This window comes from Roseofilum sp. KMC-1 (genome assembly GCF_057802075.1).
In genome coordinates this window covers 2,358,545-2,370,993 of sequence record NZ_CM173605.1, presented here as the reverse complement: position 1 = coordinate 2,370,993, position 12,449 = coordinate 2,358,545, and the positions used below count along the sequence as shown (strand labels likewise).

Sequence of the window (12,449 nt, the reverse complement as noted above, 5' to 3'; positions counted from 1 at the left end):
TGTCAAAAGATTTTCTAGATCTCGCGCTCCATGAATAACTCAGATGATTTCAACGACTCTCTCTCCCAATATGTAAAAAATAATATACTTGCTAAACTCCTTGACTCCTATTTGACGAATATTTTGTAATTCAGGATGATAAAATTGACAGCGCTTGCCCATTTCTGGCATCTGTCCAAGTTGTTGAAAGGTTTCTTCTGCTGCTTGAAGAAAACGATCGCTTAGATCCAGATTAGTGTTAGCAATATAGGTAGCAATATCAATTAAGTCGCGAATAACCTGCGGACGCTTGCGAATTTCAACCATGTTGCTTTTGATTCAACTTATCACGAACGGCTTGGCGAATTTCTTGCCAGTCGCGATCGCTCATTTGAGTGGCATCACCAGAGTTGAGTCCTTCGAGGAGCATGGTTTCCAACTGTTCTTGAGCTTTGCGCTTTTGGTCTTGACGAATCAGATCGCGGATATATTCACTGGCACTCCCATAACCTCCGCTCTGAACTTGGCGATCGATATAATCCCGCATGGGATCGGGAAGAGAGACATTCATGGTTTTCATAGCATAACCATTTTGAAGATTTCTTCTATCATGGCAAAAAATAGCAATTATTGCCATAACTTCCGTGCGATCGCCAATGCTCAAGATGTGATCGCCGGTTATCTTGAGTATTGCCAAGAAGAGGGTTTAACCCCTCCGAGTCCAAATTCAGTTGCCAAGTTAAGCTGTTTGCAAAAATTGCGGTTCAGGAATTGGCTCTCCTTCTTCATTCCAAGCGTCTAGATACATCTCGATCGCTTCTTCCGCATTTTTAATCGCTTCTGCACGAGTTGTTCCATGAGTGCAAGGCATTATCACGCGGTCAGCAAATTCTGGAATGGTAACTAGAAACAGATTATCTTCTTCTGACCACTGAATAATTGTAGTGTACTGATTCATCACTCGTCATTCTCCTGTTTGTTTTCGATATCGGCTAATTCAAGTAATAACTGAGCCACTTGTTTTTCTAGGTAAGGGGGTACATCAGAGCCATTTTTACCGGAAATGGTGAGTGTTTTTTTCAGGAGAGGGTGTCGCCAGCGTTCGTGACTTCCTTTTCCTCGTTTTGGTAAATACACAAATCCAGCACGGGTAATTTCAGCTTTGAGTTCTCGAAGTTTTCTCGGCATCTTTATAGCTATACTCTAAGATGAAATTATATCACTTGAATTAGCTTTATTAGAGCGTTTTGAAGAAACCCATCGCACTATGTCAGTTGCTGCTTAAATCTCAGGCGATCGCCAATTCCAAAGAAGCGATCGCCGGTTATCTTGAGTATTGCCAAGAAGACGGTTTAACCCCTCCGAGTCCAAATTCAGTTGCTGCTTAAATCTCAGGCGATCGCAGACTGATAGCCTTATGTTGTTGTACCCGTTCCGTGAGTTATACTTAAAGTCCAATCTTATTTACACTTGTAACCGATGCCTCGACTGGATCTTTATCATGATAGTGTTAGAGTTGCTCTGGTTAAAGAGGGCTGAACAATTACTGACGATCCTTTGGTAATTCAGTTTGAAGATTTAACGGTTTATGCGGATCTGGGAGCAGAAAAAATTATTGCTGCTCAGAAAGAGCGTGAAAAGATTGCCATTGAAGTTAAAGTGTTTGGCAGCTCTTCTCCTGTAACCGAGCTAGAACGAGCTGTTGGACAGTATTATCTCTATTCAACGTTTATTGCCAAACAAGAGGACGATCGCGCTCTTTATCTAGCTATTCCAGAAAAGATTTATGAGACATTCTTTCAACGTCCTTCAATCCAATTGTTTGTCAAAGAACGCCAAATTTATTATGTCGTTTTTAATCCAGAACAGGAGGAAATCGTCACATGGATTGTAAACTAGATAGCTATGCCCAAATTATTAGCAGTGTGGTTAATGAGTATGCCAAGTATAAACCCAGCTATGGTGAGATTGAACTACAAGCGATTTGCGATCGCCACAGTTTTCTCTTATTGAGTTTTGGCTGGAATGGCATTCGCCGAGTCCACAGTACGATTTTACATCTACGCATTGCCGAGGGCAAAATTTGGATCGAGCGAGATGAAACAGAGGAAGGGATTGCTCAAGAGCTGCTCGATCGCGGTGTGGATAAAGGGGATATTGTATTGGCATTCTATCATCCGGAACATCGAAAGCTGACTGATTTTGCGATCGCCTAGTAGCACCTTTCTCATCCATGCGATCACGAAGCGAAACGGAGTTTTATCGCCCCCACAACCCCTTCTCCAGTGCGATCGCCTGAACGATGTCTCCCATTATCGCCCCAGCAATGGCTCGCCTATCGCCTGAGACTCAGAAACCAGGTTTTTGCTTCTCCTGGATACAAAAAGTGGTTACTTCAGAGTTACAATCATTAAGAAATTATCAGTCATTAATCAAATATGGCAAAAATCTCTAGCGATCTTGAAGAAACTATCTGGAATTTAAAGCGGCAATTGTTGGATATTATTGATAGTGCAACTTCAGCAGAATTGACTTTATTTGAACAGTTTGGAGAAACGAATGATACGATCCCTCTACTAGATGAGTTAAAAAATGTATCCGATCGCGCTTCTCCTTGGTTTTCTCGGTTGTCTAACTTCCAGTTACGCATCGCTGAGGTTCAACCGACAATTTCAGCCGATATGCTAAACTTAGTCTATCAATCAGTAGAGCGTCTCCAGGTAGAAATTCCGGCTATGGAGCGAAGCATTCAAGAAGTCAAAAATGAGTGGAATTTGCCATGAGTAAGCAACCGTATATCCCTGAAGCGACAACTAATCAGAGATTGTTGGTAAATCTACGCCGCAGTCGTTTAGCACTTGAAGCGACAACTTTAGAGTTAGAAAATATTACAATGCAGCTAGAAAATACCACAAGACAAGAACGCTTGAGACGTTTGCAACATTCAATGAGAACTTCTGATGCAGAAATAGCTTGATGGGTTACTTCAGATGCGATCGGATGGCGATCGCCCCCCAAAATCACTAAACCCCTAAAAGGCGATCGCCAATGCTCAAGATGCGATCGCCAGTTACCTTGAGTATTGCCAACAAGACGGTTTAACTCCTCCAAGTCCAAGTTCAGTTGCTGCTTAAATCTCAGGCTTCGCGCCAGCGATGGGTCGCATGATCGCCCCCCAATCATTAAAAGGCGATCGCCCTTTGAAATCGACCATAAGAAATGCTATAATCGAAGCCCCTAATATTAGATCCAGCCGTATGGACATTAAAGAGTTGTTTCTCAAAGAAGTAGAAAATCTCCCTGAACCTATGTTAGAAGAAGTCTGGGATTTTTTACTATTTCTGAAACAAAAACGAGATGGCAATACATTAGAAACTAGCCTGCTCAGTCAATCCTCTTTAGAAAAAGATTGGTTATGCCCAGAGGAGGATGAAGCATGGAAGAATTTGTAAAAGGGGATGTGGTTGTTGTTCCTTTCCCCTTTTCAGATTTAACCCAAGCCAAGCGCAGACCAGCTTGTATTATAGCCACTGTAACAGGAGATGACGTAATCCTGTGTCAAATTACGAGCCAGAAAATTAGCGATCGCTATGGAATCCCTCTGGAAACTGATGATTTCAGTGAGGGTGGACTGAAGCAAAACAGTAATATTAGACCCAATCGTTTGTTTACGGCCGATCGAGGAATCATACTGTACAGAGCTGGAAAACTGAAGCCGGAGAAATTAAACGAGGCGATCGCCAAAATTGTTGAAATTATCCAATAGCGATCGCCGGTTATCTTGAGTATTACCAAGACGACGGTTTAACTCCTCGAAGTCCAAGTTCAGTTGCTGCTTAAATCTGAGGCGATCGCGTTCATGTCCGCTTGCGGAAAGCGAAACGGAGTTTTATCGCCCCCCAAAATCACTACACCCCCAAAAGGCGATCGCTTTCTGGGGAAAAAGGGCGATCGCCTTCTGGGAAAATGGGCGATCGCTTACCGGGTAGCTTTCCAGGTAGGGTGTGTTAGCGGGGGAATTAACTTTGGCCGAATTCGAGTAAACTTGATTCCCCGCGTAACGCACCACAAGACAGTTAATGATTGGAAATTTCGGTGCGTTACGTCGGGCTTTTTAATTGACTGATTAAGTTCAAAATTTATGACCGAATAACGCACCTACCACTAACTGAATTGAACCCAAGAAAAGGCGATCGCATTTAGGGGTGTTTTGGAAAGAGCGATCGCTATTTTTCCCTCATCAGCTCAATTACTTCTTGTAAAACTTGAGGAATTGCAGGTTTTTCAGCCATGATTACATTATCTGGTAAATGCTTGTGATGAGGAAAATTAGGTAGATTGGGGAAGTGAGGCGTGCTATCATAACGAAAAATCAGTTCATTTTGTTCATCTTGAAAGTGATAACGGTAATCAAGAAATTCTAATTGATTTTCTACAACTATGATTGCTTCATTTATTTCTAGTAAGTGTGTTTGATTAAAGCGTAATCGAATTCTCAGATTAGCGCGTGTTGGTGTCAGAATTTCTTCTTCGTACCGTTCAACATAAATATTTTTACATTCTTGAATTTCTTGCTCGATTTGCTCAAGATAATCAGTTAAAAGACTAGGCAACATAGCTGAGTCGTTTCTCTATTTCTTGATGCAAAGCCAAGTAATTACGGTAATCATTTGCCCATTCTATAAATAGGACATCATCTGGTAATAATCCTTGGTTGTATTGATTAAAGAATTCTTCAGAGTTCATTTTTTGCTGATTCTCATACAAGCTCAAGCGTTTGGAAACGGCAACTAAGGCATCTAATGGTGATGTATATTGAATGGTCTGTTTACGCATTGTAAGGAGTTGATTTGTGTTGTTAAAGTTGGCCATTACTCAAATTTTAGCAAATTAGCGATCGCCCTGAGTTGAAATAGAGAAAAGGCGATCGCATTTTGGGGTGTTTGGGAAAGGGCGATCGCCAATCCTCAAGATCGCCACTTATCTTGAGTATTGCCAAGAAGAGGGTATAATGCCTCCGAGTCCAAGTTCAGTTGTGGCTTAAATCTCAGGCGATCGCGTTCATGTCCGCTTGCGGAAAGCGAAACGGAGTTTTATCGCCCCCATTGTCCCTCCGAAGATCCAGAAACCGGGTTTTTGCTACCGGTATCGCTTAAGACGCAACGACCCGAAAAACCCGGTTTCTTGGGTTGTTTACTGTTTGAGGGTGTCTAGCATGGTTTCAATTGATTTCTATAGCACGGGTAACGGCAAATATGGTTTTTTGATCGGATTCAAAGGTATCAAAATCAAAACCTTTGATAAATTCTTCTGCGTTGTCGATCGCATCGATAATATCTTGTAAATAGTCTTTGATAGTGCGGTTCATAGGTAAACCACTTCTTCAAGGATATGTTGGCCAATATAGGGTTTTAAGCCATCTTTAGTAACTAGATCGACTTTTTTACCTAGTCTTTCACTCAGGTAGTTTTCCAGTTGACAGTAGGTAATTAGACCAAAATTTATGTCCGGGCTAAATTCAACCAGTAAATCAATATCGCTCGTTTCTGTAGCTTCTCCTCGAACATAGGAACCAAAAAGTCCTAGCTGATTAATTTGGTATTGTTTCTGAATGTGAGGGAAGATTTCCCTGAGAGATTCCAGGATGGTTTCAGACGTGATAGCTTGAGTGTCAGTGATACTCATTATGGATGCATATTATAAGTTGAATGTCTTGAATTGATTATAACTTAAGCGATCGCCAGTTATCTTGAGTATTGCCAAGACGACGGTATAACCCCTCCCAGTCCAAGTTCAGTTGCCGCTTAAATCTCAGGCGATCGCATACCCTCTCCCTTAAAAAGGCTATATTAGAATAATACCCAATTAATAATCCCATAGCCGATGATGGAAACTATTACTATTCCAGTAGATGCTGAACTTGCCAAATATTACCGAGAATCTGAACCGGAACAACAACAGAAAATCGTCATGTTTATTAATGTAATGCTCAAAAAATCTATGAATCAAAAGCCCCTTCTAGAAATCATGGAAGAAGCAAGTCAGCAGGCTATTGCCAATGGCATGACTCCAGAAATTCTCGACTCAATCCTTAATGATGACAACTAACAGAGTTGTGATTGACACTAATGTAGTAGTCAGTGCTTTAATCTTGAGCTTCTATAGAGAAGCAGAAGTTATTGAAATTACTGAAACTATTGATAGTTGTCGAGATCCCAAGGATAACAAATTTCTAGAACTAGCGATATCGGGCAATGCGAGTTATATTATCACTGGAGATAAGGATTTGTTAGAACTTCATCCCTTTAGAAGTATTCCTATTGTAACTCCTCAAGATTTTTTGCAAGTGGTATCAATATAAACTACAAATTAACATCAGCTTCAGAAACCGGGTTTTTGTTACGGACATCGCTGAAGACGCAACGACCCGAAAAACCCGGTTTCTTGGGGTGGGGGAGAGGATGGAAGAGGCGATCGCCTTTCCCAGATCCCGCAGGGTACGTTAATTAACGCACCCTACAAAATAGCTCAAGATTGTTTATCTGGGATTGACTCCCGGAATTTCAAAAGGAACAGAGTTTGAACCTTTATGCACTGCTACATGAAGATGCGAAGCGGTACTCCATCCTGAATTACCTTGTTCTCCAATTTTCTGCCCTGCGGTAACATAATCGCCAACTTTGACAGGAACTGAGTTTTTCTTCAAATGAAGATACCTAGAAACATAGCCATTTTCATGCTCAATGTAAACTAAATTCGCTTTGTTTGCCAAAGCAGGATCATTTCTACCATTATCATCGAAGCCTTCAATCACCTTGATAACTTTACCAGAGCGCATTGCGTAAACAGGTGCGCCAAAGTAATGATCAAAATCCATTGCGTAAGCTGATGAACCATTATGAGAGAAACTGGTCTTCCATGGCTGAGTAAGTGTACCCTTACCTTTTAATGGATGAGAGAAGCCTTTCAAAGGATTGGATTCTGTGGGATTAGAGTGAAGAGGAGGTGGGTTAACAGGATTACTGTTTTTCCCTTCCAAATTCAGAACCAGGTGATAATTGGTACTATCCTGATTGAGCGCCCTCACCTTCACATAGTATTCACTATTGGGCTGAAGATCCAAAGAAGATAAAATGGGTTTTCTACCAGAAGACTGAACAGCTTTCAAAGTCTTGCCATTCTTATCAAATAAGACAAACAAAACATCGCCATTAAGTAAAGCATTCTCATCACCACTCTCATTGCGAACTGCAAAGTTCAAAGGTCGAGCAAATGAGTCCGTCGAAAACTTGTAGTAGTCCTCCTCTTTATAGGGAATTCCCACATGGTCATTCACCGTCTCTCGCTTGCCACCCAAGTTGCCCAGATTTCGAGAATCTTGGAGCGAACCCCCAGCTTCATCTAAATTGAACACAATCTTGTACGGAAGAAATTCCTTACCTTCATTAACCTTAACTTTGGCAACATAATCACCTTGGGATAAATTCTCAAAGGCAAAAAAGTTGTCATTGGGATTAGAATTAGTGGGGCGCACTGTACCACCTCCCACTCGCTGAAGTTCAAGACTGAAATCGCCGGGCTTGAGGTTTGTATCTCGCAGAGCTAGGGCCACATTTCCTTTATTCCCAAGCTTAAAGCGATCAATGGTAAAGCGATATTCGCCCTTACCCGTCACATTATATTCATGCCGTCCAGCAGGAACATTAAGAGTACGTGACTCCAGCAAATTCAGAATCAGTTGATAATTGGTCGCTTGCCCCTGTTGAGCGGAAACTCGCACATAGTATTCACTATTGGGTTCAAGATTATAAGCACCATAAGTTGAATCAGGGTCTCTATTGCTCGAATTAACCCTTTTCAAAATATTGCCATTCTTGTCCTCTAGAACAAACTCAACGTTACCATCGAGTGGAGCCGTTTCACTGCCGTTCTCATCGCGAAGAGCAAACTGAAAAATGCGAGGTAATCCATCTGTCGAAAACTTGTAGTAATCGATATCTCCATTAGGAATTCCCACATGATCATTGACCGTAACTCGTTGTCCACCCAGTTGATTCATATTCCGAGCTTGCGTTCTCAAGCTGGCAGCTTCATCCAAGTTCACGATCATATTGTAAGGCTGAGATTGCTGATTAGCATTAGCCTTGACTTTGACAACATACTGGCCTTGGGGCAAATTATCAAAGGCGAAAAAGTTGTCATTGGGATTGGAGGTGCTGGGGCGCACTGTACCCCCTCCTACACGCTGAAGTTCAAGACTGAAATCACCGGATTTGAGGTTAGTATCTCGCAGAGCTAGGGCGACATTTCCTTGATTGCCAAGGTTCAAGCGATACTCACTGTTACCTTTCGCATTATAGGTATGCCGTCCAGCAGCAACATCAATTGGGGTAAGTGTGGAAGTTTGCACAGGTACAGGTGTAGAAACTGGAGGTGATGTAACAGGTTTCCCTGTACCAGTTTTATAACTCACTGGTAGATAAACTGACTGACCTACTCGCAGTAGCTTGGCTTCAGCTTCAGTAAAAGTTCCACCTGTCCGAGTTTTCATAATCTCTCGCCAACGGTTGCCATTGCCTAACTCGCGTTGAGCAATTCCCCACAGCGTGTCACCTGCCTTGACCATATACTCGCGGGATGGCCCAGGAGTTCCTGGTGGTAAGGGATTGCTACCTTCTACTGAGGTAGTTATACTGGATAGATAGCGTTCAGCAATCTTGGCAATATCACTGGCTCGATCCGTTCCATTCACAATCCGACGAGCATTATAAAAATCTCGATTGTTGCCATTGATATAGTTACCAAGACCTACACCTGTAAAAGAACCGTCACGCATTCCCTGAACTAGAATCTTGGCGGCGATATCAGGATTAGATGCCAAGTCAGGATTTCCAATTAAGTCAATCCCAAGTCGTTGAGACCACTTTTGATAATTTGACCGACCTGTGATTTGTACATACCCTCGACCTCGGTAGCGATAGCCATCACCAGGTAAATAGTTCCCCAAAATATTATCGTAATTTTGCTGGGCTGGAGTTGGGCCCCAGATTTCTGACATCCATCGACCTAAGTTTGACTCATGTTCAGCAGTAGCAAGAATGTAGGCCACTTGTCCGCGATCGGTAACACCAGCCACCTCAGCAGCAGCCAAAATTTTGGGGATTGACTGCTGTGCATGTTGTTTCAAATGCGATGGAACAACTGAAAGGACTTTATCTTGGTTGTAGCCAACTGCCCGTTCCCCAGGGGTAACCAACCCTTCGCCACTCCAAGTTTCAGGAATAATGGTCGCTAAAACATCATACTCTTGCGGCTTCATCTCTTTCGCCACCTGAACGGCTGCCAACAGATTCAATAAGCCAGCCCCAGTCTCAGCATCATCACCCGTAGTTCCCAAATCCGTGGCCGTATCTCGGATAATCTCCATCACCTGACGGTAATTCAACTCAGGATTAGCCGCCCAAACCTGGGACACAGCCCCCGTAACCTTCGCCGTCGCCACAGAAGTCCCCGCCATACCACTGGTTCCTTCCCCAGCTAAGGACAATTGGGGATTCTCCATCGTTCCGCCATAGGCCATCACATCCAAACCCTGACCATAGCTAGAATATTCGGTGCGGTTAGTCCCTTTCCAAGCCGACGTTTCGGGGTCAAATTGTTCAGCCGCTCCCACCGTGAGGATATTATCGAACTCCTGAGAAGCTTGTCCTAACGCCGACATCACGCCGCCATCATTCCCAGCAGCAGCTACAATCAGCACATTATTTTGCCGCGCATATTCAATCGCCTCCCGCTCATCTGGCGTTAACTCATAGCGCGTCGTCACATTTCCTTCAGTATCAATCTGAGTTAAATCCATACTCAAATTAACTACCGCATTCGGTTGTCCAGACTCTCGCGCAGCATCCACAAATTCCACCAAAGACTCAGCCCATTGTCCCGAACCAATAGCACGACTCACCCACAGGGGAGCCGTATCATTGACTCCATCAATACCAATCTCATTGTCCTCAGTTGCACCAATAATCCCCAGGATATGGGTTCCATGTTCATTTCCCTCTCCTTCCGATAACAGGGGATTATCATCACCCTCCACATAATCCGTTCCCAAAGTAATCCGAGAATAGTCAATATCTGGATTATCCCCGCTAAACCCAGTGTCGATGATACCGACTAGGGGTTGAGCCGTTTGGGCAAACTCTAACTGCACCGGTTCCTCTGCCCTCGACACCCACTGCTGCGCGACTGCTTCCAACCGGTTCACTAACCGCGTGGTTGCCACTTCCTGCACCTCAGAAAAGTCTTCAGAGTTCTGGGTTAAGCTTTCTGTCAGCTTAGTAACCGTTGCTTTCAGTTCCGTAATCGAACTCTCTTCGGTATCAATCTCCTCCAGATTAACTGCCAGCGTTTCCAACCGCTCAACCAATTCTTGCTTGACTGTCGGTTCCGGTTCCACCCATGCCGTTTCCGTATTCTCTCCCTCAACCGTTTCAACACTTTCTTGCGGTTCTACCGCATTTTCCTCGAAATCATCAGAACTTTCCTCGTTTTCAGTCTCCGTAGTCTCCGCAACAACCGTTTCTTCTTCCTCAACTGGCTGATTTTCTTCCCTGTCAGCTACCTGAGTGGAGGCTTCATCCTCAGCAACCGGATTATTTTCTTCTACCGCAACCGGTGGTTCTTCCTCATCTGAGTTATCCTCAGTTGCCTCAGTTTCCTGCTCCACAACCACGGGTTCTACAGTATTTTCGGGTTCAGAACCTTCACCCTCATCAACCGTTACCACTTCTTCAACAGGTTTCTCCTCACTCTCCTGCTCCACAACCTCCGGTTCAACAACATCAGCAGTGACAGCTTCTTCCCCTAAATTCTCTTCACCCAGAACCTCATCCGCTTCCGCTTCTGTGGTATTGTCCAAGAACTCCAATAGAGTCTCTATATCCTCAATTAAATCTCCCGCGACTTCATCGACTGCATCGGGAGTCACATAGGGTTTAACATATTCGATAATCCCTTTGCCTAACTCAGTCTCGCGCCAATCTTTTCCTTCGGCAAGCACTTCATCCATCAGCGCGGCTTTACCTTTAGCTCCCCGAATCTGGAAGATGATATCGTTGTAATCCGAATCGGTTTTACCATCCATGCGGATATCTTCCATCACGAATGTAGAACCATCCCCAGTAACATCGGCAATTTGTCCCACATGGAAGCCTTCATGGGGATTAGCCGTTACCATGGAAAATAAGGGACGACCGGAACCGCCAATTCCTGGATTATCAAAGACTTTCGCTACCGTCTTATTGGGAACCAGCATTACCCCGAAGGTATCTCCAGAGCGCATATTAAAGCTTTTTACGCCCAAATATTCCCCCGCATTTTGGTCGCGCTCGCCCAAGTTACCACTAAATCTCGCCCCTTCATCCGCATCAGAAATCACCACATAACCTTGTTCTGAGCTACTCAACGCGCGACTAGCTGCTTCCTGAATAAACTCTTCAGAACCGGGTTCAAATTCATCCATTCCCTCTAAGGAAAAGATAGCCAGTTCGCCTTGATATCCCCCACCGTCAAAGATATAGTCAATCTCCACTTGTCCCGTTTCTCCTACCGTGAAGATACCGGAATCAAAGGTAAAATTAGGTTGGGAAATGTCTAAGACTGGGGTAAAGTCATCGCTGTCTGCTTCAGTCTCTTCTCCACTCTCTTCGGCAACCGCAATCTCCTCTGTGTCCAGGATTTCAGCTTCTTCAGATTCGCTGGAGTTCGCGGACAGAGCAGAAATTAGTTCGCCATCGGGTTCAATCGTTTCGTCGCTTTCTACACTGACACTCTCTACACCCTCTTCAGTCCCTTTGGGTTCGGGGAGCGCGTCAAAAAAGGGCAGTTCTTCTTCTATTTCTAGGTCACTTTCCAGGTCAATGGTTGCTTCAGGAGCGTCACTTGCTTCTGTATCATCAGTATCCTCGACCTCACTGCCATCTTCCAAGTCAGTGTCGGGAATCTGTTCTACGTCCGAGGGTTCGGCGCTCTCTAAGTCTATATCATCTATACCCAAATCTACTTCTAAGTCTGTATCATTCACTTCACTTCCCTCATCTAGATCGATCGGCAATCCGGAAGGGGTGAGAATGGGTTCGAGGATGAAGGTTTGACCTTGCTCAGACTGGGGTTTAGCGGTTTTAGGAGTGTTTTGACGGCGGAAGTTTTTGAAGAAGCTCATGATGGTATCGATTCACCGGAATCGTGAAAAATGGCAGAGTGTTGGCAGAGGGGATGATTTACTCCTCTATAGGGTTCTCAGTTTTTTCCACCCATTTTTATGCAAGCCGCAACAATTCTTTACATAATCCTTGGGATTAATGCATCAGTAATTGTATTCATCTCAGTTTCCCTTGAGGGCCATTTGTGAAATTTTTGTGAAGCCAACCCTGGAACAAAATTCAGGAAACACAGTATACAACCAGTCTAGG

Annotated in this window: 21 protein-coding genes; 9 read left to right on the top strand and 12 right to left on the bottom strand. The window is 43.8% G+C overall.

The annotated features are described in order from the left end of the window. Positions 1-39 precede the first annotated feature (39 nt). The 4 genes from AC3FZD_RS11090 to AC3FZD_RS11075 are packed head-to-tail and all read right to left on the bottom strand — an operon-like array spanning position 40 to position 1,167. Positions 40-306 carry a type II toxin-antitoxin system RelE/ParE family toxin gene (locus tag AC3FZD_RS11090; protein WP_488740182.1) on the bottom strand — a complete coding sequence of 89 codons (267 nt, stop codon included), beginning with the start codon at positions 304-306 and terminating at the stop codon, positions 40-42. After that, entirely contained in the window at positions 299-676 is a 378-nt protein-coding gene (locus AC3FZD_RS11085) for a type II toxin-antitoxin system ParD family antitoxin (protein ID WP_488740181.1), read from the bottom strand. Before AC3FZD_RS11085 ends, AC3FZD_RS11090 begins: the two co-directional genes overlap by 8 nt. A 42-nt stretch (positions 677-718) precedes the next feature. Then, positions 719-937: a type II toxin-antitoxin system HicB family antitoxin gene (locus AC3FZD_RS11080; protein WP_488740180.1), complete on the bottom strand. Its 219-nt coding sequence runs from the start codon at positions 935-937 to the stop codon at positions 719-721. Next, positions 937-1,167 carry a type II toxin-antitoxin system HicA family toxin gene (locus AC3FZD_RS11075; protein WP_488740179.1) on the bottom strand — a complete coding sequence of 77 codons (231 nt, stop codon included), beginning with the start codon at positions 1,165-1,167 and terminating at the stop codon, positions 937-939. The genes AC3FZD_RS11080 and AC3FZD_RS11075 overlap by 1 nt, the downstream gene beginning before the upstream one ends. Before the next feature lie 59 nt (positions 1,168-1,226). Between AC3FZD_RS11075 and AC3FZD_RS11070 the strand changes: the two genes are divergently transcribed. The 4 genes from AC3FZD_RS11070 (at position 1,227) to AC3FZD_RS11055 (ending at position 2,762) form a co-directional block, all read left to right on the top strand. Further along, on the top strand, positions 1,227-1,367 hold the full coding sequence (locus AC3FZD_RS11070) for a hypothetical protein (protein ID WP_488740178.1): 141 nt from the start codon (positions 1,227-1,229) through the stop codon (positions 1,365-1,367). Between the two features lie 154 nt (positions 1,368-1,521). Then, positions 1,522-1,878: an element excision factor XisH family protein gene (locus tag AC3FZD_RS11065; protein WP_488740319.1), complete on the top strand. Its 357-nt coding sequence runs from the start codon at positions 1,522-1,524 to the stop codon at positions 1,876-1,878. Beyond that, entirely contained in the window at positions 1,863-2,195 is a 333-nt protein-coding gene (locus AC3FZD_RS11060; protein ID WP_488740177.1) for a XisI protein, read from the top strand. The genes AC3FZD_RS11065 and AC3FZD_RS11060 overlap by 16 nt, the downstream gene beginning before the upstream one ends. A 222-nt stretch (positions 2,196-2,417) precedes the next feature. Then, positions 2,418-2,762 (top strand): hypothetical protein, encoded by a 345-nt coding sequence (locus AC3FZD_RS11055; protein ID WP_283763330.1) that lies wholly within the window; start codon positions 2,418-2,420, stop codon positions 2,760-2,762. A gap of 34 nt (positions 2,763-2,796) precedes the next feature. On the opposite strand, the gene AC3FZD_RS11050 is transcribed toward AC3FZD_RS11055, so the two are convergent. Next, the gene (locus AC3FZD_RS11050; RefSeq protein ID WP_488740176.1) at positions 2,797-3,096 is read right to left on the bottom strand and encodes a hypothetical protein; all 300 of its coding nucleotides are present in this window, start codon (positions 3,094-3,096) and stop codon (positions 2,797-2,799) included. A gap of 140 nt (positions 3,097-3,236) precedes the next feature. Here AC3FZD_RS11050 and AC3FZD_RS11045 point away from each other — a divergent pair, with 140 nt between their 5' ends. Both AC3FZD_RS11045 and AC3FZD_RS11040 read left to right on the top strand, forming a co-directional pair. After that, the gene (locus AC3FZD_RS11045) at positions 3,237-3,431 is read left to right on the top strand and encodes a DUF2281 domain-containing protein (protein ID WP_488740175.1); all 195 of its coding nucleotides are present in this window, start codon (positions 3,237-3,239) and stop codon (positions 3,429-3,431) included. Further along, a complete protein-coding gene (locus tag AC3FZD_RS11040; protein WP_488740174.1) occupies positions 3,416-3,745 on the top strand; it encodes a type II toxin-antitoxin system PemK/MazF family toxin in 330 nt (109 codons plus the stop codon). The genes AC3FZD_RS11045 and AC3FZD_RS11040 overlap by 16 nt, the downstream gene beginning before the upstream one ends. A 123-nt stretch (positions 3,746-3,868) precedes the next feature. Here the strand turns inward: AC3FZD_RS11040 and AC3FZD_RS11035 are convergent, their stop codons facing one another. The 3 genes from AC3FZD_RS11035 to tumA all read right to left on the bottom strand — a co-directional run bounded on the left by AC3FZD_RS11035 (position 3,869) and on the right by tumA (position 4,815). Further along, entirely contained in the window at positions 3,869-4,048 is a 180-nt protein-coding gene (locus AC3FZD_RS11035; protein ID WP_488740173.1) for a hypothetical protein, read from the bottom strand. Positions 4,049-4,205: 157 nt separating this feature from the next. Continuing rightward, entirely contained in the window at positions 4,206-4,595 is a 390-nt protein-coding gene (gene tumE, locus AC3FZD_RS11030; RefSeq protein ID WP_488740172.1) for a toxin TumE, read from the bottom strand. Further along, positions 4,585-4,815 carry an antitoxin TumA gene (tumA, locus tag AC3FZD_RS11025; protein WP_488740318.1) on the bottom strand — a complete coding sequence of 77 codons (231 nt, stop codon included), beginning with the start codon at positions 4,813-4,815 and terminating at the stop codon, positions 4,585-4,587. Before tumA ends, tumE begins: the two co-directional genes overlap by 11 nt. Before the next feature lie 156 nt (positions 4,816-4,971). Here tumA and AC3FZD_RS11020 point away from each other — a divergent pair, with 156 nt between their 5' ends. Beyond that, entirely contained in the window at positions 4,972-5,193 is a 222-nt protein-coding gene (locus AC3FZD_RS11020) for a hypothetical protein (protein ID WP_488740171.1), read from the top strand. A 7-nt stretch (positions 5,194-5,200) separates the two neighbouring features. Here the strand turns inward: AC3FZD_RS11020 and AC3FZD_RS11015 are convergent, their stop codons facing one another. From AC3FZD_RS11015 to AC3FZD_RS11005, 3 genes are read right to left on the bottom strand one after another with little or no spacing between them, the layout of a single operon-like run. After that, positions 5,201-5,347 (bottom strand): HepT-like ribonuclease domain-containing protein, encoded by a 147-nt coding sequence (locus tag AC3FZD_RS11015; protein ID WP_488740170.1) that lies wholly within the window; start codon positions 5,345-5,347, stop codon positions 5,201-5,203. Continuing rightward, complete coding sequence (locus AC3FZD_RS11010) at positions 5,344-5,664, bottom strand: nucleotidyltransferase family protein (RefSeq protein ID WP_488740169.1); 321 nt, start codon at positions 5,662-5,664, stop codon at positions 5,344-5,346. Before AC3FZD_RS11010 ends, AC3FZD_RS11015 begins: the two co-directional genes overlap by 4 nt. A gap of 37 nt (positions 5,665-5,701) precedes the next feature. Beyond that, a complete protein-coding gene (locus AC3FZD_RS11005; RefSeq protein WP_488740168.1) occupies positions 5,702-5,857 on the bottom strand; it encodes a hypothetical protein in 156 nt (51 codons plus the stop codon). A gap of 5 nt (positions 5,858-5,862) precedes the next feature. Here AC3FZD_RS11005 and AC3FZD_RS11000 point away from each other — a divergent pair, with 5 nt between their 5' ends. Together AC3FZD_RS11000 and AC3FZD_RS10995 are read left to right on the top strand one after the other, a co-directional pair. Next, entirely contained in the window at positions 5,863-6,087 is a 225-nt protein-coding gene (locus tag AC3FZD_RS11000; protein WP_488740167.1) for a hypothetical protein, read from the top strand. After that, on the top strand, positions 6,074-6,340 hold the full coding sequence (locus tag AC3FZD_RS10995) for a putative toxin-antitoxin system toxin component, PIN family (protein ID WP_488740166.1): 267 nt from the start codon (positions 6,074-6,076) through the stop codon (positions 6,338-6,340). Before AC3FZD_RS11000 ends, AC3FZD_RS10995 begins: the two co-directional genes overlap by 14 nt. Before the next feature lie 177 nt (positions 6,341-6,517). Here AC3FZD_RS10995 and AC3FZD_RS10990 read toward each other — a convergent pair whose 3' ends face one another. Further along, on the bottom strand, positions 6,518-12,199 hold the full coding sequence (locus tag AC3FZD_RS10990) for a S8 family serine peptidase (protein WP_488740165.1): 5,682 nt from the start codon (positions 12,197-12,199) through the stop codon (positions 6,518-6,520). Positions 12,200-12,449: the final 250 nt, after the last annotated feature.